The following is a 24,855-nucleotide window of genomic DNA, read 5'->3' as shown; positions in this document are numbered from 1 at the left end:
AATTCGATTTTTTTGCGGAATTTCGATGTGAGAAATCAAAAGAGGATGAGGAATATTGATCGATCAGACACAGCTCTGCCGGGAGGAAACGGTCTTTCCGTTTCGGCTGAACCACGCCGGATGGGGAATTGCGACGACGCCGGACTGCGGTTTTGAACTTGTCGATTACGAATTCTGCACCGTCGAATACGTCGTGAGCGGTCGCGGCGTGCTGGAAAGCGACGGCCGTCGATTCGTCTGCGGTCCGGACAGCATCTATTTTCTGCACCGTCACGGCAATCACAGCTATCGGACCGATCCGGTCGATCTGTGGCACAAGCTCTTCTTTATCGTGGACGGGGCGCTGGTCGATACGCTCATCGCGTGTTACGGGCTTTCGAACGTCTGCCAGATCAACGGTGTTCCGCAGCTGCGGCCCAGCTTCGAGGCGATGATGGAACTCGGTTACGCCACGCCCGCGGTCCATCGGCGCGCGGCCGTGATTTTCCACCAGTTCGTGGAGTCCTGCTCGGAGATCCTCCATGAGCGGACGCTCTCCGCACGCCCGGAAGCACTGGAGTTGAAGAAAACCATCGACGGAAGCATCGGAAAACGATTCCGACTCAATGCGTTCAGTCGCCAGGTCGGTTACTCTCCCGCCCATCTGATCCGGCGGTTCCGGGAGGCGTTCGGCTGTTCTCCCTACGAGTATCTGATGCAGCGGCGGATCGAAACCGCCAGACAGCTGCTGAGTTTTTCCCGCAAATCGGTCAAGGAGATCGCCGAAATGCTCGGGTTTGCCGATCAGTACAGCTTCTCCGGCAGCTTCAAGGCGCGGACCGGGGTGAGTCCGAGCCATTACCGCCGGCGCGGCTGATGAACTCCGGGCTGCGCAGAACGTGGAAGTAGGCCGCCGCCAGCAGTACTGTCGCGCCGATCCACGCCGCGGGCGTCGCCCAGAACGCTCCCGCGTATCCGAAGAGCGGGGCAAGTGTCAGCGAGGCGACGATGCGGACGACCAGCTCGACCGCTCCCGCCAGAAGCGGTACGAACGAGCGGCCGATTCCCTGCAGCACATTCCGGTAGATGAAAAGCTGTCCGAGCACGATGAAGAGGGAGGAGACCATGTAGATGTAATACTGTGCCCGTTCCGTCTCGACCGGCATCTCATCCGTATCGAGAAAAATTCCGACCAGCGCGCGACTGAATACGACCAGTGCAATGCCGCTCAAAATGCACCAGGCGACCGAGATCATCGTGGCCTGATTCACTCCCTGCCGGATCCGGTCGGTTCGTCCGGCACCGTAGTTCTGGGCGGAGAAGGTTGCGATCGCAATGCCGATCGTGAACATCGGCTGAACCGCGAGCTGTTCAACCCGGGCGCCGACCGTGAACGCCGCGACCGTCGAGGTTCCGAATGCGTTGATCTGCTGCTGCATGACCATGACGCCGATTGCCGTGATAGAGAACTGGAACGCCATCGGCAGTGCGACCCGCAGATGCCGCCAGGCCCAGGAGTTGTCCCATTTCCAGTCGCTCCACTTCGGCCGCAGCATCGGGAAATAGCGGTACATGTATCCGAGACAGAGCAGCGCGGAGAGCGCCTGCGAGGCGACCGTCGCCCAGGCCGCGCCCGCGATTCCCATTCCGAAGGTCAGGATGAAAAGAAAATCCAGAACAATGTTCAGAATCGTGGCGAACGCGAGAAACCAGAGCGGTGTCCAGCTGTCGCCCAGTGCCCGGATGAAGCACGAGAGCAGATTGTAGAAAAGCGTTGCACCGGTTCCCCAGCAGAGTGCGACGAGATAAATGACCGCGTCTTCGTGGATGTCCGCAGGAGTCCGCATGAGCCGCAGCAGCCAGTCGGCGGTCGGCAGCGAGAGCAGCATCCCGATGGCGGTTGCGGCCGTGCCGAGCAGGATCGAAATGGCAACCGAACGGCGCACTCCCTCATAATCCTCCGCGCCGAACCGCTGCGCAGTGATGACCGCAAATCCGTTGGTCAGACCGAAATAGAATCCGAAGATCAGAAATGTGATCGCTCCGGTCGCGCCGACTGCCGCCATCGCCTCCGGACTGATCGTCCGGCTCACGATCGCCATGTCGGCCATGAAATAGAATTGCTGAAGGATGTTTCCAATCAGCAGCGGAACGGAAAAACGGGCGATTTGTCTGGCCGGAGTCCCGGTTGTCATGTTGCAAATCATCGTACACCTGCCGGAGATCAGAGAAAGGAAAATTGTTGTTTCAGGGCGGCGAGCACGCCGTTTTCATCGTTCGAAAGCGTTTCGAACCGGCACCGTTTTTTCAGCTCCGGATGGGCGTTTGCGACCGCATAGCTGCGGAACGCCCTCTCCATCATCGGAGCATCGTTCAGATAATCGCCGAACGCCATCGTTTCGCGCGGAGAAATACCGAAATGCTCCTGTATCTTCGCAAGCCCGACCCCCTTGTTCACGCCCGGATTCATGAGATCCGTCCAGCATTCCCCCGAGAGAGTCACGGTGAACCGCTCCTGAAAAATCTGCAGCCGGGCATAGCTGTTATGCTCCGCCGTGCGCCGGTCAAATACGGCGAGTTTGCAGATCCGGTCGGATTTTGCGGCTTCGAGGACATCGGGAACGATTTCGTACCGTGCATAATATTTTGCGGTGTTTTCCACGAGAAGCGGATCGTCGCTCTCGATGAGGGCGCTGCGCGCTCCGCAGAGCACCGGGTCCGTTCCCTTCTGAGACCGGATGAATTCCGTTGGCGCGGCAAGATCCGCAAACGGGATCGCGTCGAGAAAAAGATCGTTCCCGCGGTATGTGACCCGAGCCCCGTTTTCGCTCAGAAACACGATCCGGTCCCGGAGATCTTCAAAGTGATTCAGCAGATTGTAATACTGCCGGCCGCTCGCGACCGCGAAGAGCACGCCGTGCCGGTCGAGAAGGCGGATCACTCCAGAGTAGACCTCCGGCAGCTTTCCCGCGCTGTTCAACAGCGTTCCATCCATATCCGCGGCGACCAGCCTGATCATCGTTTCCCTCCGTCGATTTATAAATCTTGTTTATAAAATATATATCCGGAAGCGCGATTTTCAAGGAGGCAAAACGCGAAAAAAGGCAATTCGACGAAATCGGTCGATAAGGGGTTGAAAAAACGGGAGTTGGACGGTATATTAACCGGATACCGGAAAAGACTGACAGTTTATACGGAACAGAGAGAATGATTATAAGAACCATCGCGTATCCCCGCGCCGCGCTGGTGGGGAATCCCTCAGACGGATACCACGGCAAAACGATCGCATTTGTGTTCCGAAACTACCAGGCTTCGGTGGAGTTGTATGAGACGCCGGAACTGGAACTGCTGCCGGCGAAGCGGGACAACAATGTATTTTCCTGCATGGAGGCGTTGTGTGCCGACGTCGGCCTGTACGGCTACTACGGCGGCATCCGGCTGCTGAAGGCGGCGGTGAAGACGTTCTGCGACTTCTGCCGGAACGAACGGATCCGGCTGGAGAAGAAGAACTTCACGATCCGTTATTCGAGCACGATCCCGAACCGTCTCGGTCTGGCCGGTTCGTCGGCGATCATCACTGCGGCGATTCGCGCGATGATGGAGTTCTATCATGTGAATCTCCCTCCGGCGATTCTGGCGAACGTGGTGCTGGCGACCGAGCGCGACGAACTCGGGATTCCGGCCGGACTGCAGGATCGCGTGGCCCAGGCGTACAATACGCCGGTTTACATGGATTTCGACCGGGAGTTCATGGCGGCAAACGGAATCGGGCGCTACCAGCCGATCGAAATTCCGGAGACGCTGAACCTCTATGTGGCTTACCGCACCGATCTTGCCGAGGGGTCCGAAGTGTTGCACAGCCGGCTGCGGGAAGATTACGAGGCCGGGGTGCCGAAGGTGCTCGCGGCGATGGAGGAGTGGGCGAATCTGACCAGCGCCGTGAAGGCGGCGCTGGAGCGGCATGCGTTTTCGGAGATTCCGGCGCTGCTCGACCGCAACTTCGATCTGCGCTGTGAAGTCTGTCCGAACGCGGTCAGCGCCAAGAATCGGCGCATGGTCGAGCTGGCCCGCTCGGTCGGAGCGTCGGCGAAGTTCACGGGATCGGGAGGGGCGATCATCGGGACGTATGAGAACGAGGCGATGTTCCGGGAACTTGAGCGTGTGCTCAAGCACGGAGAGATCAATGTCATCAAGCCGGAGATCGTCAATACGGGGTGCGCGCGATGAGCAGGCCGGTTCGCAAGGCGGTCATTCCCGCGGCCGGGTTCGGTACGCGGTTTCTGCCGTTCACGAAGGCGGTTCCGAAGGAACTTGTCCCGCTGGTGGACAAGCCGGTGATTCAGTATGTGGTTGAAGAGGCGGTCGCGGCGGGAATCGACCGGATTCTGATCGTCACAAGCAGCGGGAAGAATGCGATTCAGGAGCATTTCAACCGCTCGGGCGATCTTGAGCGGCGGCTGGAGGAGACCGGGAAAACGGCGCTTCTCGCGGAACTTCGCGCGATCAGCGGCCTTGCGGACATCCACTACATCTACCAGCAGGAGCTCAACGGGCTGGGGGATGCCGTGCTGTGTGCGAAGTCGTTCGTCGGAGATGATCCGTTTGCGGTGCTGCTCGGGGATACGGTTCTGGATTCGTCGACGGAGGTGACTGTGACCGGGCAGCTGGTGGCGGCCTTCGGCGAGGTGGATTCCCCGGTGACGGCGCTGGAACCGGTTCCGATGGAGCGCGTGAGCCGCTACGGCGTCATGGACGGCATCGAAGTGGGGGAGGGGCTCTACAAGGTCCGCGACTGGGTCGAGAAACCGGCGCCGGAAGAGGCGCCGGGTAATCTGGCGATCGCTTCGCGCTACGTGTTCACCCCGGACATTTTTGATTTTCTGGGCCGGACGCCGCGCGGCAAGGGCAATGAGATTCAGTTGACCGATGCGATGCGCCTGATGCTTGCGGAGCGGCCGATGTACGGGCTCCGGATCGCCGGGAAACGGTATGATCTCGGCAGTAAACTGGGGTTCCTGACCGGAACCGTCGAATTCGGGCTGCGGCGTCCCGAATTTCGCGAAGCGTTCGCCGCGTTTTTGAAGGAGATCACCCGGGAGTTGTGAGGTGCGAGTGCCCGGGCCGGGTGAAATGGAGTCTGGATATGCTCAAAAAGTTGAAAAAAGCGTTGAAGTCGCTGCTCGGTGTCGACGAGCGGCACAAGGTGATTGTCAAGATCGAACCGAAGTCGGAGAAGTCCGAAGAGAAGAAGAAGAACCGTCCCGCGAAGGATTCTTCTCCGCGCCGGGAGCGGGAGAAATCGAAGGAGAAGCCGAAGAATTCAGCCGCGCGCGCCGCTTCCCCGGAGAAGTCGAAGCGCGAACGTTCTCCGAAACGGAACCGGGCTGAACGTCCCGCTCAGGTTGAGACGCCGGAAACCCCGAAATCGCCGCGCCCGGAGCGGCCCGCCGCCTTGAAGGAGGTCCCGGCGGCGGAGGGGAAGGTGCGTTTTCTCGATCTTCCTTTGCATGAAGATGTACAGTACGGTGTGCAGCACGCCGGCTTCGAATACTGCACGCCGATTCAGGCGATGGCGCTGCCGGCGCTGCTGGAGAACCGCGACCTCGCGGGCAAGGCGCAGACCGGAACGGGCAAGACCGCCGCGTTTCTGCTGGCGATCTTCACGCGGTTTCTGAATCAGCCGCTCACGGGAGAGCGGAAAGCCGGACAGCCGCGGGCACTGATTCTCGCGCCGACCCGTGAACTTGCGATGCAGATTCACAAGGACGCCGAGAATCTCGGAGTCTTTACCGGATTGAACAACGTGGTGGTGTTCGGCGGGATGGATCATGAGAAACAGCGCCGGTCGCTCGGGAAGACGGTCGATCTGCTGATCGGCACGCCGGGGCGGGTGATCGACTATTCGCGCTGCGGAGATCTCGATCTTTCGAAGGTGGAGGTACTTGTGATCGACGAGGCGGACCGCATGCTCGACATGGGATTCATCCCGGATGTGAAGCGGATCGTCGCGCAGCTGCCGAAGAAAGGGAAACGGCAGACGCTGCTTTTTTCCGCGACGCTGGACGATCACATTCTTCGTTTCACTTCCGACTGGCTGGCCGAGCCGGTCATCTACGAGAGCGAACCGGAGAAGATGGTCAGCGAGAACATCGAACAGACCTTCTACTCGGTGTTGCGCGACGAGAAACTTGCGCTTTTGCTGTACATTCTGCGCACCGAACCGTATGAGCGGATCATCATCTTCGGCAACCGCAAGGATGTGAATCTGCGTTTGCAGTACGATCTGGCACGGTTCGGCTACGAGGTTCCGGTTCTGTCGGGAGATATTCCGCAGGACAAGCGGATCAAGATCCTCGAAAAGTTCCGGGCCGGAACCGAGAAGATCGTGATCGCGACCGATGTGGCTGCGCGCGGGATTCATGTGGACAACGTTTCGCTGGTCATCAACTACGATCTGCCGGAGCGCGCGGAGGATTACGTCCATCGCATCGGACGGACCGGGCGGGCCGGGCACAAGGGGAAATCGATCAGCTTCCTGTGTGAATACGGCGCATATTTCCTGCCGGACATCGAAAAACTGCTCGGCGTCCAGTTCCCGAGCACGCTGCCGACCGATGAGATGCTCCAGATGCCGGAGCCGGTTCCGGGGGCGAAGCCGGCCCGCCAGGCGGGACGCCGGCCGGGCGGCCGTACCGGCGATTCCCGCGGACGCGGCTCCTCCCGCGGCCGCAGGTAGCCGCCAAAGAAAATCGCAAAAAAAATCCGGAAGGGGTTGATCTTTTCCCAATACGGCATATTTTATACTGGAAACGGAGCCGATTTCAAAGCAGGGGGTTTTGAGGTCGGCTCTCTCTTCAAAATAAAAAAGGGGGAGCTTCTGAGAGCTGAGACGGATTATGTCCACGGGAGACAACACGCATAAGTTCAAGGAACTGTACCGCTTCGTCAAACCTTACCAGAACCTCCTCGGCGTCGCCGTCGTATTTCACGTGGTGTGCACCTGCCTGGGGCTGTTGATGCCTCTGGTGCTGAAGGTGATCATCGACAAGGCGCTGGGCGGCTCGGATCTGAGTCTGCTGTATGTCCTGCTTGCGGGCGTGGTGCTGCTCTACTGGGTCCGGGCGTTCTTCTTTTACACGTGCAACTATCTGACCTACTACCCGATCCACCGGATGCTGCTGGATCTGCGTGTGAAGCTCTTCAAACATCTGCAGAGTCTTTCGCTGCGCTTTTATCAGGAGTACCGGACGGGGAAGCTGATTTCGAACATTCTGACCGACGTTGCGGCGCTGCAGTCGATGTTTTCGACGGTGATTGTCGGTGTGGCTTCGAATTTTTTCGCATTGATTTTCGTCGGTCTGATGCTCGTGATTTTAAGTCCGACCCTGTCGCTGATCTGCCTTGTTGTGCTGCCGGTGGTTTATCTGGTGTTCTCGCGCTTCCGGAAGGTGCTGCGGGACCGTTCGATGATCCTGCGCGAGCACATGTCGGAGGTTTCTGCGAATCTGGCTGAGGTCATCAACGGGATCAAGGTGGTGAAGTCGTTCGGCAAAGAGCGCTCCGAAAACCGGAACTTCATGGAGCGCCTGAAACCGACCTTCGACATGTCGCTGACGCTCTCGATGCGCGGTTTCATGCTGAACATCGTGATGGACCAGATTTCGATCTACACGTCGGTTGCGGTGCTCGGATTCGGCGGCTACATGGTTTCGCGCGGGCGGATGACGCTGGGTGAACTTGTGGCGTTCTACACGTACATGCAGATGTTCTTCGGGCCGGTGGTGCAGCTCACGGGGTTTGCGCCTGCGATCAGCGAGGGGGCGGTCAGCGCGGAACGGCTTCTGACTTTGATGTCGTTCGTGCCGGAGATCAAGGAACGCGATCATGCGATTCATCTCTACCGGGCGACGGGGCATGTGTCGTTCGAGTCGGTTTCGTTCGGCTACACGCCGAACCGGATGGTGCTGAAGGATTTCACGCTCGATGTGCAGCCCGGGCTGAAGGTGGCGCTGGTCGGTCCGTCGGGATCGGGAAAGTCGACGATCGCAAGTCTGCTCATGCGTTTCTTCGATGTGACGAACGGGCGGATCCTGCTCGACGGAGAGGATATCCGGGATCTGTCGATCGATTCGCTGAGACGGAACATCGGAATCGTACTTCAGGAGTCGTTCCTTTTTTCCGGAACGATCGAGGAGAACATCCGCTACGGCAAGGAGGATACGAGTTTCGAGGAGGTTGTGGAGGCCGCGAAGATGGCCAACGCCTACGAGTTCATCCGTGAACTTCCGCTCGGTTTCCGGACGGAAGTCGGGGAGAACGGAGTGTCGCTTTCGGGCGGACAGAAGCAGCGTCTGGCGATTGCGCGGACGGTTCTGCACAATCCTTCCGTGCTGATTCTCGACGAGGCGACGAGTGCGCTCGACACCATTTCGGAAGCGGTCGTGCAGCAGGCTCTCGACAAACTCATGGCGGGTCGTACGACGATCATCATTGCGCACCGGCTTTCGACCGTGCGCAACGCGGATCTGATCGTCGTGCTCGAAGACGGGCGGATCGCCCAGCGAGGCCGCCACGAGGAGCTGCTCTGCCAGGATGGTCCGTACCGGAGACTTTATGCGATGCAGCTCAAGGAGCAGCATGAACACGATTCGCCGAATTACGGGGAGGGGCGGTTCGGCCTTGAGGAGGATCCGGAAGAATGAAGGTGCATCAGGGCGGTTTGCGGGGAAAACTCCGGTTGCTGACGATCATCGGTTTTTCGCTGGTTCTGCTGGTGATCGGCGGGATCGTTTCGCTGTTTCTGATCGAGATCGAGGATGTGATTTATGCGAAGGGCAAGATCGCTTCCGAGATTACGTACGACGTCATCAGCCATCTGGACGGGCGGGTGATACACCTGTACTTCGATGAGGGAGACGACGTGAAGAAGGGCGATGTCATCGCTCAGGTCGACGCGCTCGAATATGAGGAGGAGCGTGTGCGCATCGAATCGGAGATCCGGGAGTACGAAGCGGAACTCGAGGTGAAGAGGGCGGAGCTCGAAGCGCTGCGAACCAATCCGCTGCCGAAGGAGCTCTGGTACGCCGAGACGAATCTGCGCGAAAGCACGGACAAGGCGCAGCGCACGCAGGCGCGGTTGAACCGCTCGCTGAAACTTTCGAGCAACAACGCGATTTCGAAACGCGAGTTTGAAGACGCCGAGATTGAGAACATCAAGGCGCAGGGGGAACTTGCGCGCGCCCGGGAGAATCTGGAGATGGTGCGGCGCGGGGTCGGCGAGCGGAACATCGAGAAGGCCGAGCGCGACATCGATCTTGTGGAAGTGAAAATCGCGAGCCGCCGGGCGGCGTTGAAGCTCGTGGAGCGGAGAATCAGCGATTGCCGGATCGTGGCGCCGAGCGACGGCAGGCTTGTGACGCTTCCGTGCAAATATTCGACTTACGTGCAGCGGGGAGAGCTTGCCGCGCGAATGTCGGCGGGGACGACGCTCAAGGGAATCGCCTACGTCGACGAGACGGTTGTGCGCAAGGTGCGGATCGGTCAGAATGTCCGGATTTCCAGCGGAGTATTCAACCGGCTGGAGTACGGTTCGTTCTATGGCAGTGTGGACAGGGTGTACGATACGCCGATCCAGGATTCGGACACGAATGCGACGCGCTACCCGGTCGAGGTGACGATCGACAGCCAGGGGCGTCCGTTGAAGCTCGGTTCGAGTGCGGATTTTGCGATCGTCACGGGGCGTGAGCCGGTCATCTACACGATTCTGAATATGACCACGGAGGAAGATGCCCGCCGCGAACCGCCGCCGCGGGAGGGGGAGGGCGGCTGAATTTCGTTTCGTTTCCGTTCCAGAGACTTGCAATCGGGCGTGCGGGGAGTATATTCAGAGAATGTTGATGAAACCTGCATGGAGAGATTGTCATGATGATGGAATGGAAAAAACTTTTATCCCCGCATCGGGTCGGCAGTTCACGGCCCGGGGAGATTTCGCAGGCGCGTTCGCCGTTTCAGCGTGATTTCGACCGGATCGTTTTCTCCGGTTCGTTCCGGCGGCTTCAGGACAAGACGCAGGTGTTTCCGCTGGCGAAGACCGACTACGTCCGCACGCGGCTCACGCACAGTCTGGAGGCGAGTTCGGTGGGGCGTTCGCTCGGCAGCGCGGCGGGGGTGTTCCTTCGGGAGAACTTCGATCTCGGTGATGCGCAGCCGAGCGACGTCGGTGCGGCGGTTGCCGCGGCGGCGCTTGCTCACGACATCGGCAATCCTCCGCTCGGGCACGCGGGCGAGGAGGCGATCCGCCACTGGTTCACGCACTCTCCGGTCGGCAGGTCGATGCGGGATGTGATGAATGAGAACGAGGCGGCCGACTTTGAGTTTTACGAAGGCAACGCGCAGGGTTTCCGGGTGCTGACCCGGCTGGAGATGCCCGATCAGACCGGCGGTATGCAGTTGACCTGCGCGACGCTGGCGGCGTTTGCGAAATACCCTTGCGCGTCGCGCGTGGCGGTGAAGCCCGGCGGCGTTGCGGGCAAGAAATTCAACTTCTTCCGTTCCGAGGAGGCTCTGTTCCGGGAGATGGCCGAACATACGGGGCTGATTCCGGTCGGGGAGGACGCGTGGCTGCGGCATCCGCTCGCGTATCTTGTGGAAGCGGCGGACGACATCGCGTATCGCATCGTCGACTTCGAGGATGGGCAGCGGCTCGGGCTCGTGAGCTATCAGGAGCTGGAACGGCTGTTTCTGGAGATCATCGATTCGGAGCGTTCGGCGGAGTATGTCGCCACGATCGACTCACCGCTGCGCAAGGCGGAGTTTCTGCGCGCGCAGGTGATCGGCAGACTGGTCAGGGAGTGCACGAAAGTGTTCATCGACCATCACGAGGAGCTGTTGAACGGGACGCTCGAAAAGCCGTTGCTCGCGTACATCGACTGCCAGGAACCGCTGCGGAGCATCGAGCGCCGCAGCACGAAGGACATCTATCAGCACCGGGCGGTGGCGGAGGTGATCGGGGCGGGGTTTGAGATGGTTTCCGGCATGCTGGACATCTTTGTCCCCTGCGTGAACGAGATGGCGCTTGAAGCGGACGGCGGCAAGAGTGCGTCGTTCCGCAGTCGGCGGCTGTCGGCGCTGCTGCCGGATATGGATGCGAATCTCGCGGACGGGATGTGGCGGCGCAGCTCTTACCTGCGGCTGCTGCGGGTGCTCGATTACATCTCCGGCATGACCGACTCCTACGCGGTCAGCCTCTACCAGAAACTCAAGGGGATTTCGCTGTGACGCATGCCGGGCGAAATGCTGGAATGATTTTGTTTTGAAGGAGATTTGATGGAACTTCCATATTCGATTTATCTCTCTCCGCGCCGCATGTGCGAAGGGATCGAAACGGTGATCCCGCCGGAGGGCGGGCGCATCGTGCGCCGTCCGTTCAACCACTACTCGCCGTCGTTGACGGACTGGTGGATCGTGCCGTCACTGGAGCTGCCGTTCTTCAAGTTCGGGAAATATTTTTTCACGTGGGATGAGAAAGTGCGCAATCCGATCCGGTGCGGGCTCTATCTGGCCAAGGGACTCGACCCGATGCTGAAGAAGGTCTATCCGACGAAGAAGGGGCGGCGGCTTCTGATGGATGAGTCGTGGGGGTGGCACACCTTTTATCCCGCGGTGGAGTCGGGCATGCTGCAGGAGAAGGTTCGCGCGGGCGCAGCTGCGCTCGGACGGCCGGTGGAGCTGATTTTCGAGGGGGGGTATGTCGATGATCCCGGACTCTTCAATCCCGATTCGGAGCTGCGGAAAAAAGATCGTTACACGCTCATTCATGATCCCGCGGACAATTCGATCCGGGTGCAGAGCGCGCGGCGTGATGCGATGAGCATGAAATTTTTGAACAAGGTCCGGGACTGGAAAAGTTTCAAGGAGGCGATGAAGTTTCTGAACGAGGAGCAGTTCATGTGGGTCGACCTCTTTCTCGCTTCGGCCTGGAGCGTGGCTCCGGGCGTGGAAGCGCCGCCGGGAGCGGCGGGGGCGGAGGAGTTGTGGACGAAGTGGCTTTCGCTCTTCCGGGAGTTCGTGCGCTGAAATGCTGCTTGCCGGGAAAATCTTCGTCCCCGATTCGGAGTTGGAGTGGAGCTTCGCGCACTCCGGCGGTCCCGGCGGTCAGAACGTGAACAAGGTGTGCACGGCGGTGCGTCTGAGCTGGAATCTGCGGAATTCGACGTCGATTCCGGAGCCGTTCCGGGAACGGCTGCTTGCGCGGCTCGGCGGCAGGTTGAGTGCGGCCGGTGAGCTTGTCGTGACTGCGCGCGAAGAGCGTTCGCAATATTTGAACCGGCGCGCGGCGGCGGCGAAGCTCTCCGCGCTGGTCGCGGAAGCGCTGACCGTCCGGAAGATGCGCCGCGCGACGAAGCCGACGAAAGCTTCGATCGCGCGGCGGCTCGAGTCGAAGGAGCGCCGCTCCGCAGTCAAGACGCTGCGCCGTCCAGTTCAGCCGGACGATTGATCGAGGCCGTCTCTTCGAGGGAGTTCTGTTTCAGCACGAAGAGGCAGTATCGTTTGTGCGTTTTGAAGTTCTCCGCGTTGCGGGAGCCGCTGAAATATTTGTAATCGAGCTTGTCGAGTTTGCGGCGCAGGAAGAATTTTCCGAACCATTTCCCCGGCAGCCAGATCCAGCGGTGACGATTTGAGAGTTCGTCGATGACAAGGTCACGGATCGGAACGGCCACCTGTTGAAGCGCCTCGTTGACGAGCTGAAGATTCGGGGCGGTGTTTTCCGTGATGTCCTCCTCGCGGAGCAGATGGAAGGGGGACGCGGCGAGTTTTTCGCGGAAGCGGCTCAGGCGGTGGCCGCCGCCCATGGCGCTCGTCCCTTCGCCGGGGATCCGGAAGAAGTCACTGATGATGACGTATCCGCCGGGATTCAGGAATTCCGGCATTCGCGCAAAGACCGTGTCAAGATCGATATATTGGAAACTTTCGCTGAAGAGCAGGCAGTCGTATTTCCGTTCCGGCGGAAGCGATTCGAAGGTACATTCATAGAGGGTTCCGCGGTCCCCGAGCTTTTTCCGGACGATTTCGGAGAGATAGGCGCTCGGGGAGACGCAGTCGACTCGATAACCGTTTCCCAGCAGCACTTCCGCGTTGTGTCCGGTGCCGCAGCCGATGTCGAGGATGCTCGATACTCCTTCCGGAATGCTGCGGCGGAGAAAATCCGCATAAAGCTCCTGCGCCTTCGGCAGGTTTTCCAGCGTGACCGGCAGGTCGCCGGGCCAGTAGCCGTAATGGAGATGGTCGGTTTTCAGGAAATAGCGTCCGAAAATATTGGCAATGCGCAGTCCGATTTCCTGCGAATTCGGATTCCTGCGCGGTTTCAGTGCGAAATGTCTGTGTGTCATGCTGAATCTCTTTCACCTGAATCAAAAAACAATAACGGGAGCGGCGAAGAACCGGAAATCCGTTCTTCGTCGCGCAAAAAAAAGAGTGGTGAAGAGCCGTCAGCAGCGCAAAATCTGAAACAGCCGGAACGCCGGCCCCGCGCTTCGGCGCGGAAAATGAGACGTGCAGACAATCGGCCGGAACGCGGCCGGTCCAAAGCGGAAAAACTGCGGTATATCAAGGTCCGGAATGAAATCGTGAAAGGCTTTCGGGATGACCGCTTCGTCGAACTCATTCTCCTGGAGTTCCGCATCCTGTGTTTCGCCCGGCCGGGAGGTGTGCTCCCTGCAGATGTGATGCTCCGGGAGATCGATCGAGACAAAACAGCCCGAGTTCACATGGTTGATCACATATGCGATCAACGGCAGTGTGAACGCCAGAAGAAAAAGAAGAAGCCGGAATCCGACTCCTCCGGACGATTTAACCAGTTGTGTCTGCATTTTCTACTATACCACGAAAAACGGCGAATTGCAAACGGGAATGAAACCGGAAAAAATCTTTGTTTTCACACAATAAAAGGTTCCGGCGAACCGTTAACAGCGATATAAAATCGATGCATGCGCAAAAGCTGCGATTTTGACAAATGAAACATGGAGCTGGGCAGATATGAAAAGATTATTGCGGTATGTTCTGACTGTGGTGATTCTCGCCGCGTTGATTGCGGGAGGAGTCTGGGGGTATCGACGCTGGTTCGGTCAGAAGACGAAGACCGTTTTCAAAACCGAGGCCGTCGAAAAATGCGATCTGGCCAGCACGATCAGTGCGACCGGGACCGTGGAACCGGAAGAGCTTGTGAACGTCGGCGCCCAGGTGAGCGGCAAGATCGCCGTGTTCGGAACCGATGCGAACAACAAGTCGGTCGATTACGGTTCGCAGGTCAAACAGGGGATGATCCTCGCGCGGATCGATGATGCGGTCTACGCCGCGGAAATGCGCGCGGCCGAGGCGAGCAAATTCCAGGCCGAGGCAAACATCAAGGAGGCGAAGGCGAACATCGATCTGGCCAAGGCGCAACTGCTTCTGGCGCAGAGCAACTGGGAGCGTGCGCAGACGCTGCAGACCAAGGACGCGATGTCCAAGAGCGACTACGACAGCTATAAGGCTGAATATGACTCGGCCGTCGCGACGATTTCGGTTCGCGAGGCGAATCTTGCGCAGGCCGAAGCGGAATTGGCGAGTGCCCAGGCGTCCTACGACAAGGCCAAGCAGAACTATGATTACTGCATCATCAGTTCGCCGGTGGACGGAGTCATCATCGACCGCCGGGTCAGTGTCGGACAGACGGTTGTCTCGAGCATGAGCGCGTCGAGCATCTTTCTGATTGCGAAAGATCTGACGAAGATGCAGGTGTGGGTTTCCGTGAACGAGGCGGACATTGGTCAGATCAAGCCGGGGATGCCGGTGACCTTCACGGTTGATGCGTTTCCGAACGAGTCGTTTGTCGGCGTGGTGCACCGGGTCCGGTTGAATGCGACGATGTCGCAGAATGTCGTGACCTACGTGGTCGAGGTCAGCACCGACAATTCGAGCGGGCGTCTGCTGCCGTATCTGACCGCGAATGTGAAGTTCATTCTGGCGGAACGGAAGGGGGTCCTGGCCGTCTCGAACGCGGCGTTGCGCTATCTGCCGGACGATTCGCTCGTCGCACCGGAATATCGCGAGATGGCTGCCGAAGCCTCCGCCGTGAAGCGCAACAGCGCCGAGCGTTATGTCTGGGTGCTTGAGAACGGGAAGATCCGGCCGCTCAAGGTCACGGTCGGTTTGAATGACGGCGTCTCGACCGAGATCGTCACCGGCGGGCTTGAAGAGGGCATGCAGGTCGTGACCGGCGCGACGCAGGTCGCTGCCGCCGAGGCGCCGGAAACGGAGGCGAACGCCGGCAGTCCGTTTCTGCCGAAACCGCCGAAACGCCGGTGAGGCGCGGGGGAGGTTGCCCATGAAACTCATTGAATTGAAGGATATTACCAAAACCTATTTCCTCGGCGAAATCGATGTGCCGGTTCTGAAGGGAATCACGCTTTCGATCGAGAAGGGGGAGTACGTCGCGCTGATGGGAGCTTCCGGCTCCGGGAAGAGTACGCTCATGAACATTCTCGGCTGTCTCGACCGGCCCACTTCGGGGGAGTATCTGCTTGAGGGCGAGGAGGTCGGCAGCGCTTCCGGTGATCATCGCGCCCTGGTGCGGAACAAGAAGATCGGCTTCGTGTTTCAGAGTTTCAATCTGCTGCCCCGGACGAGCGCGCTCGACAATGTGATCATGCCGCTCTCGTACACGGCGGGCGGACTCTCGCGGCGCGAGTGCCGCCGGCGCGGGATGGAGATGCTCGAACGGGTCGGTCTTGCGGAACGCATGCACCATTATCCGTCGCAGCTCTCGGGCGGGCAGCAGCAGCGTGTGGCGATCGCGCGGGCGCTCATCAACCACCCGCCGGTGCTGTTTGCGGACGAACCGACCGGCAACCTCGACTCGCGTACGAGCGAGGAGGTCATGCAGATGTTCGGAAAACTGAACGAAGAGGGAATTTCTGTGATTCTTGTGACCCACTCCGCCGAGCTGGCCGGATATGCGAAGCGGCAGATTCACGTCCAGGACGGCCGGATCGTCGCGGGCACATACGAAGGAAAGGCGGTGTCGGCATGAATGTGACCAGTACGATTGTTGTTGCGCTCAAGGCGCTGCTGCGCAATCCGACCCGGGCGCTGCTGACCACGCTCGGGATCGTGATCGGCATCGCGGCGGTCATCACGATGATGGAGATCGGGACCGGTTCCTCGCAGTCGATTCAGAGCTCCATTGAGAAGATGGGGGCCAATACGGTTCTGATTCTGCCGGGAGCTTCGCGCCGCGGCGGTGTGAATCAGGGATCGGGCAGCCGGATGTCGCTCACGCCGGATGACTGCGAGGCGATTCTGCGGGAATGCGTCGCGGTTGGAACGGCGGTTCCGGTGGTGAATGCGGGCGGGTATCAGGTGATCTCGGGAAACATCAACTATGCGCCGAATCAGATTACCGGAACCGCGCCGGATTTCCTTTCCATTCGGAACTGGGAGATTGCGGAGGGGCGGAACTTCACGCTGCGGGAGACGAACTCCCGGGCGACGGTCTGCCTGGTCGGTTCGACGATCGTGCGCGAGGTGTTCGGCGGCAACTCCCCGATCGACAGCGAGCTGCGGATCAAGGACACCGCCTTCAAAGTGGTCGGCGTGCTGAAGAGCAAGGGTGCGAATATGATGGGGGCGGACGAGGATGATGTCATCATTCTGCCGTGGACGACTGCGCGGCTGAGGCTGACCGGACTCAAGACCGGCGAGGCTTCCGATACGACCAGCACGGCGGCGACAAGCCCGAGTGCGCTCTATCCGGGGGAGGGGATCGCCCTCTATCCGGAGCCGGATGAGAATCTCGAAACCGATACGCTGCTGATTCCGAAATTCATCCATGTCGATATGATTCAGATGGTGGCGACATCTCCGGCGAAGGTCGATGAGGCGATCGACGAAGTGACGACGCTTCTGCGCGAGCGCCATCGCATCAAGCCGGGCGAGGATGACGACTTTCACATCCGCAATTCGGCGGAATTCATGCAGATGCTGACCGGAACCACGACGGTCATGACGAATCTGCTGCTCGGCGTGGCGCTGATTTCACTGATTGTCGGCGGGGTCGGAATCATGAACATCATGCTTGTTTCGGTGACGGAGCGGACGCGCGAAATCGGGCTGCGCATGGCGGTCGGTGCGCGGTCCCGGGATATTCTTCAGCAGTTTCTGATCGAGTCGATGGTGCTCTGCCTGGTCGGCGGGGTGGTCGGAATTCTGCTCGGGCACGGCGCGGCGCTGCTGGTGGAGCGCTATCTCGGCTGGCCGATCGCGTCGAGTCCGGAGGCGGTGCTTGCGGCGGTTGTCGTTTCGGCCGCGGTTGGAGTGATCTTTGGATTCTACCCCGCGTGGAAGGCGTCGAAACTTGACCCGATCGAGGCGCTGCGTTACGAATAATCATTGAAAAAACGGCGTGACTGTGGTATGTTATCCGGATTAAGGAAGGACATTCATCTTGAGTATGGAGTTAACGGTCACGCCGGACGGAAGGATCCTCGTTCGGGGGGATGCCGCTCTGGCCGAGGAGTTCGCCTCCGGCGCAGGAGCGGGGCTTCTCGCGCTGTTGAAGGGAACGGTTCCGGCGGATGCGCCGGGATCGTTTCATTTTTTCCGGCGGCTGGGGCGGGAGTACGTTGCCCGGCTCTGCCGGGTTTCCGAAACGGAGGCGAAATCCGGCGCACTTTTCGCCGCGGCGTTTCCGGACGGCGAAAGCGTGCGGAATCTGCTTTTCGACCGGCCGCCGATGAACGGAGGAGAATACCTGACGGCGGAGCGGCTCGAATCGCTGTTCCGGGATCTGGAGGAAACAATCCGTTCGGAGCTGGCATCTTCGGGGCTCGGACTTTCGGAGTATGTGCGAACGCTTTCGCCGGCGTGGGAGAGCGTCGGAAAGGTTGCGTTTCATCTTGCGGCGAACCGGAAGAACGAGGATGGACGCCATCCGTTCGCTTTTCTTGCGACCTTCATCCATCGCTTGAGCGAGAATGACCAGCCGCGTCATCTGCCGCTGGCGACCGCGCTGCGAACGTTTTCCAATGACCGCAAGGCACTGCTTGCACTGCTTCTGCCGATCCGGCGGGCGGCGGAGAAGAGCGGACTCGTCGCCCGGATGCTCGAGGACGGTTCGATCTATCGCCCCTGCGTCTGGACGCCCGCTGAAGCGCACACGTTCGTTCAGGAGATTCCCCTCTACGAGGAGGCGAACATCCTCGTGCGCTTCGCGAACCTCTGGAAGAAACGGCCGAAGAAACTCCAGGCGCAGGTCGCGCTTGACGTCGGCCGTCGGCCGGGGCGGCTGAATTCGGAGCTGCTGCTGAAGTTCTCCGTCCAGGCCGTGATCGGTGACGAGAAACTGACGCAGGAGGAGCTCGACTCCCTGCTGGAGAGCGGCGGAGGCCTTGTCCGCATCAAGGGGGAATGGGTCGAAGCCGATCCGGAAAATGTGCGCAAGCTCCTGACGCAGTGGGGCGCGCTTCCGCGCGAGATGCTGACGCTCACGGAAGGGGCACGGCTGCTCGCGGGTGCGGCTCCTGAATTTCCCGCGCCCGCCGTTGATCCGGAACAGCTCCGGGTCGTACCGACCGCGGAACTCGAGAAGTTGCTTTCCGGGGAGGAACTGCCGGCGGAGTTGAAGTGTCCGGCGCTGCCCGCCCGGCTTGAGAAGCTGCTGCGTCCGTACCAGAAACGCGGGGTCGATTTCCTCTGGCGGACGACTGCGCTCGGCATGGGGGCGTGCCTCGCGGACGATATGGGGCTCGGAAAGACGTTGCAACTCCTCTCCTTTCTGGAACTATTGCGGATTCAGGGGGCGCTCGTCCCGTGTCCGGCACTTCTGATTCTTCCCGCTTCATTGCTTGCGAACTGGCGCGACGAGGCGGCGAAGTTTACCCCGGAACTGCGATTGAAACTGCTGCACGGTTCGGAACTTGCGCCTGGCTGGATGGAGACGTTTGCGGCGCATCCGGCGGAGTTTCTGCACGACTGCGATCTTGCGGTCACGACTTACGCGACTGCGGTGCGGCTGCTGGCGGGATTGCGGAAACTCGAGTTCCCGGCGGTGATCGCGGACGAGGCGCAGGCGTTGAAGAACCCGGCTTCGAATCAGAGCCGGGCCGTGCGGAGTCTGCGCGCCCGGCGGCGGATCGCGCTTTCGGGCACGCCGGTCGAGAATCGACTGACCGACCTCTGGAGCATTTTCGACTTTCTTTCGCCGGGGCTGCTCGGGAGTCTGCCCCGTTTTCAGGAGAGCGTAAAATGGATGGAGGAGGCGGAGTGCTCCTATGCGCCGCTGCGCCGCTTAACTTCCCCGTATATTCTGCGGCGTCTCAAGAGCGACCGGTCAATCATCCGCGATTTGCCGGACAAGAGCGAGGTGAACGTGTTCTGCACCCTCACGAAAGAGCAGGCTCTCCTCTACCGCCGCGTGGTCGACGCGATGAAGCGCGATCTGGAACAGGCCGGAGAGGAGCGCCGCGCGGGCGTCGTGCTCGGCGCGCTGACCCATTTCAAGCAGATCTGCAACCACCCCGCGCAGTTTCTCGGGGGAGGGGATTTCCGGATGGAGTCGAGCGGCAAATTCCGACGCCTCGCCGAATTGGCGGAGCTGATCGCTTCGAGACAGGAGAAAATGTTGATTTTCACACAGTTCCGAGAAATGTGCGAGCCGTTGCATGAACTGCTTGCGCACAGTTTCGGCCGTCCGGGTCTCGTCCTGCACGGCGGCACGCCGGTGACGCGGCGTCCGGCGCTTGTGGCGGAGTTTCAGCGGGAGGGGGGAGCTCCCTTCTTCGTGCTGTCGCTGAAAGCAGCCGGAACCGGACTGAATCTGACCGCCGCGAACCATGTGATCCACTTCGACCGCTGGTGGAATCCCGCCGTCGAAAACCAGGCGACAGACCGCGCCTATCGGATCGGTCAGCACCGCAACGTGCTCGTACACAAATTTCTCTGCGTCGGAACGATCGAACAGCGCATCGACTGGATGATCCGCGACAAGCGGAAACTCGCCGATTCTCTGCTCGAAAGCGGCGTGGAATCGGCTCTGATGAAGATGACCCCGACCGAACTGCTGCGGTTCGCGAAACTTGACATAAACAGCATGGAGGAATCCGATGGCATACTTTGACGACGACGAAAGGCCCGTTTCGACCGCCGGCCTGCGTGCGTTCGCCCGAAAGATCGCAAAACAGGTCGAGAAGGAAGAGGGGCGGACGCTCTTTCCGGTCGAATCGGCCGGACGCTCCGTTGCAAAGAGTTTCTGGGGCAAGGCGTGGTGCCGCAACATCGAATCGTACCAGGATTACGAGAGCCGGCTGCCGCGCGGCCGCAGCTATCTGAAAAACGGCACGGTGATCGACCTCGAAATCGAACCGGGGATGGTGACGGCGCTCGTGGTCGGAGGCGAACTCTACCATGTTTCGATCGCGATCGACCCGGTGCGTCCGGAGCGGTGGGAGGAGCTTCGGCGGCAGTGCGCGGGACGGATCGAGTCGTTCGTCGACCTGGTCGCTGGAAAGCTCACGGAACCGGTGATCGAACTGCTCTGTTCGCCCGAGACGGGACTCTTTCCCGCACCGGATGAGATTCACTTGAACTGTGATTGTCCGGACTGGGCAGATCTGTGCAAACACCTTGCCGCCGTGCTCTACGGGGTCGGAGTGCGCCTTGATGCGGATCCGGAGCTTCTTTTCATTCTGCGCGGGGTCGATCCTTCCGAACTCTTCGGCGGGGATCTCGCCGCCGCTCTGCCGGAGGAGTCGGAAAACGGCCTGGACGACCTGGCCGAGACCTTCGGAATTGAGCTCGAATAAGGGTTTTCTTTCTGGAGAGGATTGTATTTTTCCGGTTTTCATGGTATCTTATACCATTTTAAAGTGGACCATTTCAATTGCAACAGGAGTGTGAAAATGGATTTTTCCCGTTACTTCCGTGATTATCCCACCCCGGACGGCCGGTTCGGACCCTACGGCGGCTGCTACCTGCCGCCGGAACTTGAGAAGGCGTTTCAGGAGATCAACGCGGCTTATCAGTCGATCGCGCATTCGGCTTATTTCATCAATGAGCTGCGCCGGATCCGCCGGGAGTTTCAGGGGCGGCCGACTCCGGTCTATCACTGCGACCGGCTGTCGCGCAAGCTCGGCAACTGTCAGATCTATCTCAAGCGCGAGGATCTGAACCACACCGGAGCGCACAAGCTGAACCACTGCATGGGCGAGGGACTGCTCGCGAAGGTCATGGGCAAAAAGCGGCTCATCGCCGAGACCGGCGCCGGGCAGCATGGCGTGGCGCTCGCAACCGCGGCGGCCTATTTCGGGCTCGAGTGTGAGATCCACATGGGGGAGGTCGACATCGCCAAGCAGGCGCCGAACGTGACCCGCATGAAGATCCTCGGGGCGAAGATCGTGTCGGTCAGCGCCGGGCTCAAGACGTTGAAGGAGGCGGTCGACTCCGCTTTCGAGTCCTATGCAAAGAACTACAAGGATTCGATCTACTGCATCGGTTCGGCGCTCGGGCCGCATCCGTTCCCGCTCATGGTGCGTGATTTCCAGTACTGCATCGGCGAGGAGTCGCGCGAGCAGTTCAAGTCGATGACCGGGCAGCTTCCGGACGCGGTCTGCGCCTGTGTCGGCGGCGGCAGCAACTCGGCCGGATCGTTTGCGGCGTATCTGAACGATCCGGTCGACATCTACGGCGTCGAGCCGCTCGGCCGCGGGTCGAAACTCGGGGATCACGCCGCGACGCTCGCCTACGGAACTCCGGGCAACATGCACGGATTCGACAGCTATGTGCTCAAGAACGACAACGGAGACCCGGCGCCGGTTTATTCCATCGCTTCGGGCCTTGACTATCCGTCGGTCGGCCCGGAACATGCGTTCTGGAAGGATCTCGGGCGCGTGAATTATGTGAGCTGCTCGGACGAGGAGGCCATCGACGCGTTCTTCAAGCTCTCGCGTTACGAGGGGATCATCCCCGCGCTTGAGAGTTCGCACGCGATCGCCTACGCGATGAAGTGGGCCAAGACGCATCCCTACGGTTCGATTCTCGTGACCTGCTCGGGGCGCGGCGACAAGGATGTGGACTACGTGGTCGAACACTACGGCTACGGCGAGAACTACGTGTTTGACGATGATAAGTGAAGCAATTGCCGTAGAAGGCGTTGAATTTTGTGGAATTCGGATCGCGACCGAACATGCCGCGATCCTGCTCCTTCAGGGGCGCCGGGCGAATCTCGGGTGCGGCTACTTTTCGCTCGCGCCGGCGGAGAAGCTCGGCGACCGGTTCGCGATCGTGACCGGGGTGAAGGATTTCGCGGATATGCTTGACGCCGCCGTGATCAAAGCAAGTCCGGCGGCGACGGCGTGCGGCGTCACTGCCGGAATGAGCGGGCGCGAGGCGTTGCTTTGCATGGAATGCAGGTGAGCGTTTCGCTGTCTTTCTCCTGAAGTGGAAATTACGAGGCCGTTCTCCCCATGATACGGGGAGAGCGGCGTTTTTATTCCATCGGAACTATTTGTACCGGACTACGACTGCGTTCGGGATCCCGAACGAGTTGCCGAGTTTGCCGTTGTGGGCGGGGATTTCGGCGACTCCGGCGGGGAAATCTTTCGTATAGATGGAATCGGTATAAGTTTCCGAGTTATTTTTCCAGGAACACTTCTCATCGATCTTCGTCCATCCCTCGGGGATGGCGGCGTTGCCGCGCTCCTGAACGAGGAGATAGAGTTTCGCCGGTTTTTTGAGCGTGATGGAGTAGGCTGCGCCAGGCTGATTCTGTGCTCCGCGCGGAATGGAGAAGCAGGGTTGCCCCTTGAGGGAGTCGGGGAACTTTACGAATGTGAATCTGGCGTCGGCGGTTCGCAGTCTGCTTTTCGGCATGAGACGGCTTTCGGTCACGCCGGAGGCGGCGGGTTTCTCCTTCGCGGTGATGACGAGAGCGTTGGGAATTCCGTAGGTACTTCCCTGTTTGCCGTTGTGAGCCGGGACTTCGATCGTGCCGGGGGCGTCGAGATCTTTCACATAGACGGTATCGGAGAAACCGTCACCCCAGGCGACGACCGCGTTGGTTTTCTTCCAATCTTCCGGAATCGTGACTTTTCCGCGGTTCTGGACCAGAAGATAGACCCGGGCGGGTTGATCGATCGTGACGGAATAAGCCGTGCCGGGTTGTGCGGACTGGCCGCGCGGGACGGAGACAATCGTTTCACCGACGAGAGCGGCCGGCATTGCGGCGATGGTGAAATTTCCTTTTGCCGTGCGGTTTTTCGCATAGAGTTTGAGGGTGTCGGTCTGGGCGTTTCCGGTCATGCCGGAGATTGTGACGTCGGCGGCATCCGCAGCCAGGACGGCAGCGGCGGCGATTCCGAGAATTCCGAAGATTTTCATGAGGCTCCTCCATGAGTTGGTTGACGGGAAGCGGCGGCAACGGTCCTTCCGGTTTCTGTCGAAAATATACGCCGGATTGTGAAAAAATGCAAATCCGCGGAAAAGTAAATCCCAAAATCCGGAAATTCCCGGAATTTGTGCTGGAACAGTGAATTTATTTGATCGATCTGTCAGAAACGCAATTGCAATTTCATTTCTCCGCGATACATTAATGCAGACAGTGAATTTTTCGTCCGGAGCGAAATCTCCGGCAATCACTCAATATCAGGAAAGTTGAGTCGGAATTATGAGCGGAAAAGTGATCGGCGGTGCCGTCATCGGCTACGGCGGAATGGGCAGCTTCCATTCCGAGAAAATGCAGAGCGTGGAGGGGATCAGACTTCTCGGCGTCTATGACATCGACCCGGAACGCAACCGGGCTGCAGAGGAAAAGGGAATTCATGCGTATGCTTCGCGCGAGGAACTTCTCGCTGATCCGGCGGTCGACCTCGTGACGGTCGCCACCCCGAATGATGTCCACAAGGAGATCGTGATTGCCGCGCTTGCCGCCGGAAAGAACGTCATCTGCGAGAAGCCGGTTTCGATGGATTCCGCCGAGCTCGAAGAGATGATCGCCGCCGCGAAAAAGTACGGCAAACTCTTCACCGTCCACCAGAATCGCCGCTGGGACGAGGATTATCTGACCATCCGGAAGATCGTCGAATCGGGCGACCTCGGGCATGTGTTCCGCATCGAGTCGCGCGTGCACGGTTCGCGCGGGATCCCCGGCGGCTGGCGCGAGGAGAAGGCGCATGGCGGCGGCATGGTGCTCGACTGGGGGGTCCATCTGCTCGACCAGATGCTCACCATGATGCACGATTACGAACTCGAATCGGTCTACGCTACGCTCGATCACCTCACGAATTTCGAATGCGACGAGGGATTTACGGCGCTGGTTCGCTACAAGAACGGCCCGGAGTGGCTGGTCGAGGTCAAAACCTGCAACTACATTGAAATGCCGCGCTGGTATGCGTTCGGTGACGGCGGCTCGGCGGTGATCCGCAACTGGGATTGCGACGGCGAAATCGTAAAGATTTTCAACCATGGAGAGGATGATGTCGCTCCGGTTCAGGCCGGAGCCGGGCTCACCCGCACGATGGCGCCCCGCAACGAGCAGACCATCGAAAAATTCCCGGTCGTCAAGGTCAAATCCGACTGGGCGGAATACTACAAGAACGTCATCGCCGTTCTGAACGGCAAGGCTGAGATCGTTGTAACTCACGACCAGCTCCGTCGTTCCATGATGTTCCTTGAAAAGGTGTTCGAGTCTGCCCGGAAGAACGCGGTCGTCTACTTCTGATCCGGAAAGAAAAACGATTGTTCCCCTCTGCCGCTGGTTGGCGGCAGGGGATTTTTTTATATTGCTTAAGCGCAAAAAAACTACCGGCTGCGCCGGTATGTAGCCGAATAGCTTCAGCTTAAAGGCGA

22 protein-coding genes are annotated in these 24,855 nt (G+C 59.6%); 17 read left to right on the top strand and 5 right to left on the bottom strand.

The window, feature by feature from the left end:
* Positions 1–55 precede the first annotated feature (55 nt).
* Positions 56–856 (top strand): AraC family transcriptional regulator, encoded by an 801-nt coding sequence (locus Q0K10_RS10145; RefSeq protein WP_294506576.1) that lies wholly within the window; start codon positions 56–58, stop codon positions 854–856.
* Here Q0K10_RS10145 and Q0K10_RS10140 read toward each other — a convergent pair.
* Positions 807–2,186 carry an MATE family efflux transporter gene (locus Q0K10_RS10140; RefSeq protein ID WP_294506574.1) on the bottom strand — a complete coding sequence of 460 codons (1,380 nt, stop codon included), beginning with the start codon at positions 2,184–2,186 and terminating at the stop codon, positions 807–809. The two genes, Q0K10_RS10145 and Q0K10_RS10140, sit on opposite strands and share 50 nt — an antisense overlap.
* A gap of 17 nt (positions 2,187–2,203) precedes the next feature.
* Complete coding sequence (locus tag Q0K10_RS10135) at positions 2,204–2,998, bottom strand: HAD family hydrolase (RefSeq protein WP_294506573.1); 795 nt, start codon at positions 2,996–2,998, stop codon at positions 2,204–2,206.
* Between the two features lie 188 nt (positions 2,999–3,186).
* Between Q0K10_RS10135 and Q0K10_RS10130 the strand changes: the two genes are divergently transcribed.
* The 8 genes from Q0K10_RS10130 (at position 3,187) to arfB (ending at position 12,475) form a co-directional block, all read left to right on the top strand.
* Positions 3,187–4,206, top strand: coding sequence for a hypothetical protein (locus Q0K10_RS10130; protein ID WP_294506572.1), 1,020 nt, complete (start codon positions 3,187–3,189; stop codon positions 4,204–4,206).
* Positions 4,203–5,084, top strand: a complete 882-nt coding sequence (gene galU / locus Q0K10_RS10125; protein WP_294506570.1) for a UTP--glucose-1-phosphate uridylyltransferase GalU — start codon at positions 4,203–4,205, stop codon at positions 5,082–5,084. The genes Q0K10_RS10130 and galU overlap by 4 nt, the downstream gene beginning before the upstream one ends.
* A 38-nt stretch (positions 5,085–5,122) precedes the next feature.
* Complete coding sequence (locus Q0K10_RS10120) at positions 5,123–6,715, top strand: DEAD/DEAH box helicase (RefSeq protein ID WP_294506568.1); 1,593 nt, start codon at positions 5,123–5,125, stop codon at positions 6,713–6,715.
* 160 nt (positions 6,716–6,875) lie between these two features.
* Positions 6,876–8,681 carry an ABC transporter ATP-binding protein gene (locus Q0K10_RS10115; RefSeq protein WP_294506566.1) on the top strand — a complete coding sequence of 602 codons (1,806 nt, stop codon included), beginning with the start codon at positions 6,876–6,878 and terminating at the stop codon, positions 8,679–8,681.
* Positions 8,678–9,808, top strand: a complete 1,131-nt coding sequence (locus tag Q0K10_RS10110; RefSeq protein ID WP_294506565.1) for an HlyD family efflux transporter periplasmic adaptor subunit — start codon at positions 8,678–8,680, stop codon at positions 9,806–9,808. The genes Q0K10_RS10115 and Q0K10_RS10110 overlap by 4 nt, the downstream gene beginning before the upstream one ends.
* Positions 9,809–9,900: 92 nt before the next feature.
* The gene (locus Q0K10_RS10105) at positions 9,901–11,256 is read left to right on the top strand and encodes a deoxyguanosinetriphosphate triphosphohydrolase (protein ID WP_294506564.1); all 1,356 of its coding nucleotides are present in this window, start codon (positions 9,901–9,903) and stop codon (positions 11,254–11,256) included.
* Between the two features lie 48 nt (positions 11,257–11,304).
* A complete protein-coding gene (locus Q0K10_RS10100) occupies positions 11,305–12,054 on the top strand; it encodes a hypothetical protein (protein WP_294506562.1) in 750 nt (249 codons plus the stop codon).
* A 1-nt stretch (position 12,055) separates the two neighbouring features.
* On the top strand, positions 12,056–12,475 hold the full coding sequence (gene arfB, locus Q0K10_RS10095; protein WP_294506560.1) for an alternative ribosome rescue aminoacyl-tRNA hydrolase ArfB: 420 nt from the start codon (positions 12,056–12,058) through the stop codon (positions 12,473–12,475).
* Here arfB and Q0K10_RS10090 read toward each other — a convergent pair.
* Together Q0K10_RS10090 and Q0K10_RS10085 are read right to left on the bottom strand one after the other, a co-directional pair.
* Positions 12,438–13,367 (bottom strand): class I SAM-dependent methyltransferase, encoded by a 930-nt coding sequence (locus Q0K10_RS10090; protein ID WP_294506558.1) that lies wholly within the window; start codon positions 13,365–13,367, stop codon positions 12,438–12,440. The two genes, arfB and Q0K10_RS10090, sit on opposite strands and share 38 nt — an antisense overlap.
* A 99-nt stretch (positions 13,368–13,466) precedes the next feature.
* On the bottom strand, positions 13,467–13,847 hold the full coding sequence (locus Q0K10_RS10085; protein WP_294506556.1) for a hypothetical protein: 381 nt from the start codon (positions 13,845–13,847) through the stop codon (positions 13,467–13,469).
* 166 nt (positions 13,848–14,013) lie between these two features.
* Here Q0K10_RS10085 and Q0K10_RS10080 point away from each other — a divergent pair, with 166 nt between their 5' ends.
* From Q0K10_RS10080 to Q0K10_RS10050, 7 genes are all read left to right on the top strand, one after another.
* Positions 14,014–15,324: an efflux RND transporter periplasmic adaptor subunit gene (locus Q0K10_RS10080; protein ID WP_294506554.1), complete on the top strand. Its 1,311-nt coding sequence runs from the start codon at positions 14,014–14,016 to the stop codon at positions 15,322–15,324.
* 19 nt (positions 15,325–15,343) lie between these two features.
* Positions 15,344–16,048 (top strand): ABC transporter ATP-binding protein, encoded by a 705-nt coding sequence (locus tag Q0K10_RS10075; RefSeq protein ID WP_294506553.1) that lies wholly within the window; start codon positions 15,344–15,346, stop codon positions 16,046–16,048.
* Entirely contained in the window at positions 16,045–17,403 is a 1,359-nt protein-coding gene (locus Q0K10_RS10070) for an ABC transporter permease (RefSeq protein ID WP_294506552.1), read from the top strand. Before Q0K10_RS10075 ends, Q0K10_RS10070 begins: the two co-directional genes overlap by 4 nt.
* Before the next feature lie 64 nt (positions 17,404–17,467).
* Positions 17,468–20,131 carry a DEAD/DEAH box helicase gene (locus Q0K10_RS10065; protein WP_294506611.1) on the top strand — a complete coding sequence of 888 codons (2,664 nt, stop codon included), beginning with the start codon at positions 17,468–17,470 and terminating at the stop codon, positions 20,129–20,131.
* Positions 20,118–20,816 (top strand): SWIM zinc finger family protein, encoded by a 699-nt coding sequence (locus tag Q0K10_RS10060; protein WP_294506551.1) that lies wholly within the window; start codon positions 20,118–20,120, stop codon positions 20,814–20,816. Before Q0K10_RS10065 ends, Q0K10_RS10060 begins: the two co-directional genes overlap by 14 nt.
* A gap of 96 nt (positions 20,817–20,912) precedes the next feature.
* A complete protein-coding gene (gene trpB, locus Q0K10_RS10055; protein WP_294480374.1) occupies positions 20,913–22,142 on the top strand; it encodes a tryptophan synthase subunit beta in 1,230 nt (409 codons plus the stop codon).
* Positions 22,132–22,425, top strand: a complete 294-nt coding sequence (locus tag Q0K10_RS10050; RefSeq protein ID WP_294506550.1) for a DUF1805 domain-containing protein — start codon at positions 22,132–22,134, stop codon at positions 22,423–22,425. The genes trpB and Q0K10_RS10050 overlap by 11 nt, the downstream gene beginning before the upstream one ends.
* 87 nt (positions 22,426–22,512) lie before the next feature.
* Here Q0K10_RS10050 and Q0K10_RS10045 read toward each other — a convergent pair whose 3' ends face one another.
* Positions 22,513–23,388, bottom strand: a complete 876-nt coding sequence (locus tag Q0K10_RS10045; RefSeq protein WP_294506548.1) for a hypothetical protein — start codon at positions 23,386–23,388, stop codon at positions 22,513–22,515.
* 286 nt (positions 23,389–23,674) lie between these two features.
* Here Q0K10_RS10045 and Q0K10_RS10040 point away from each other — a divergent pair, with 286 nt between their 5' ends.
* Positions 23,675–24,727: a Gfo/Idh/MocA family oxidoreductase gene (locus Q0K10_RS10040; protein WP_294506546.1), complete on the top strand. Its 1,053-nt coding sequence runs from the start codon at positions 23,675–23,677 to the stop codon at positions 24,725–24,727.
* Positions 24,728–24,855: the final 128 nt, after the last annotated feature.

This window comes from uncultured Victivallis sp. (assembly GCF_944391105.1).
GTDB lineage: Bacteria > Verrucomicrobiota > Lentisphaeria > Victivallales > Victivallaceae > Victivallis.
This window is presented reverse-complemented; position numbering and strand designations above follow the sequence as displayed.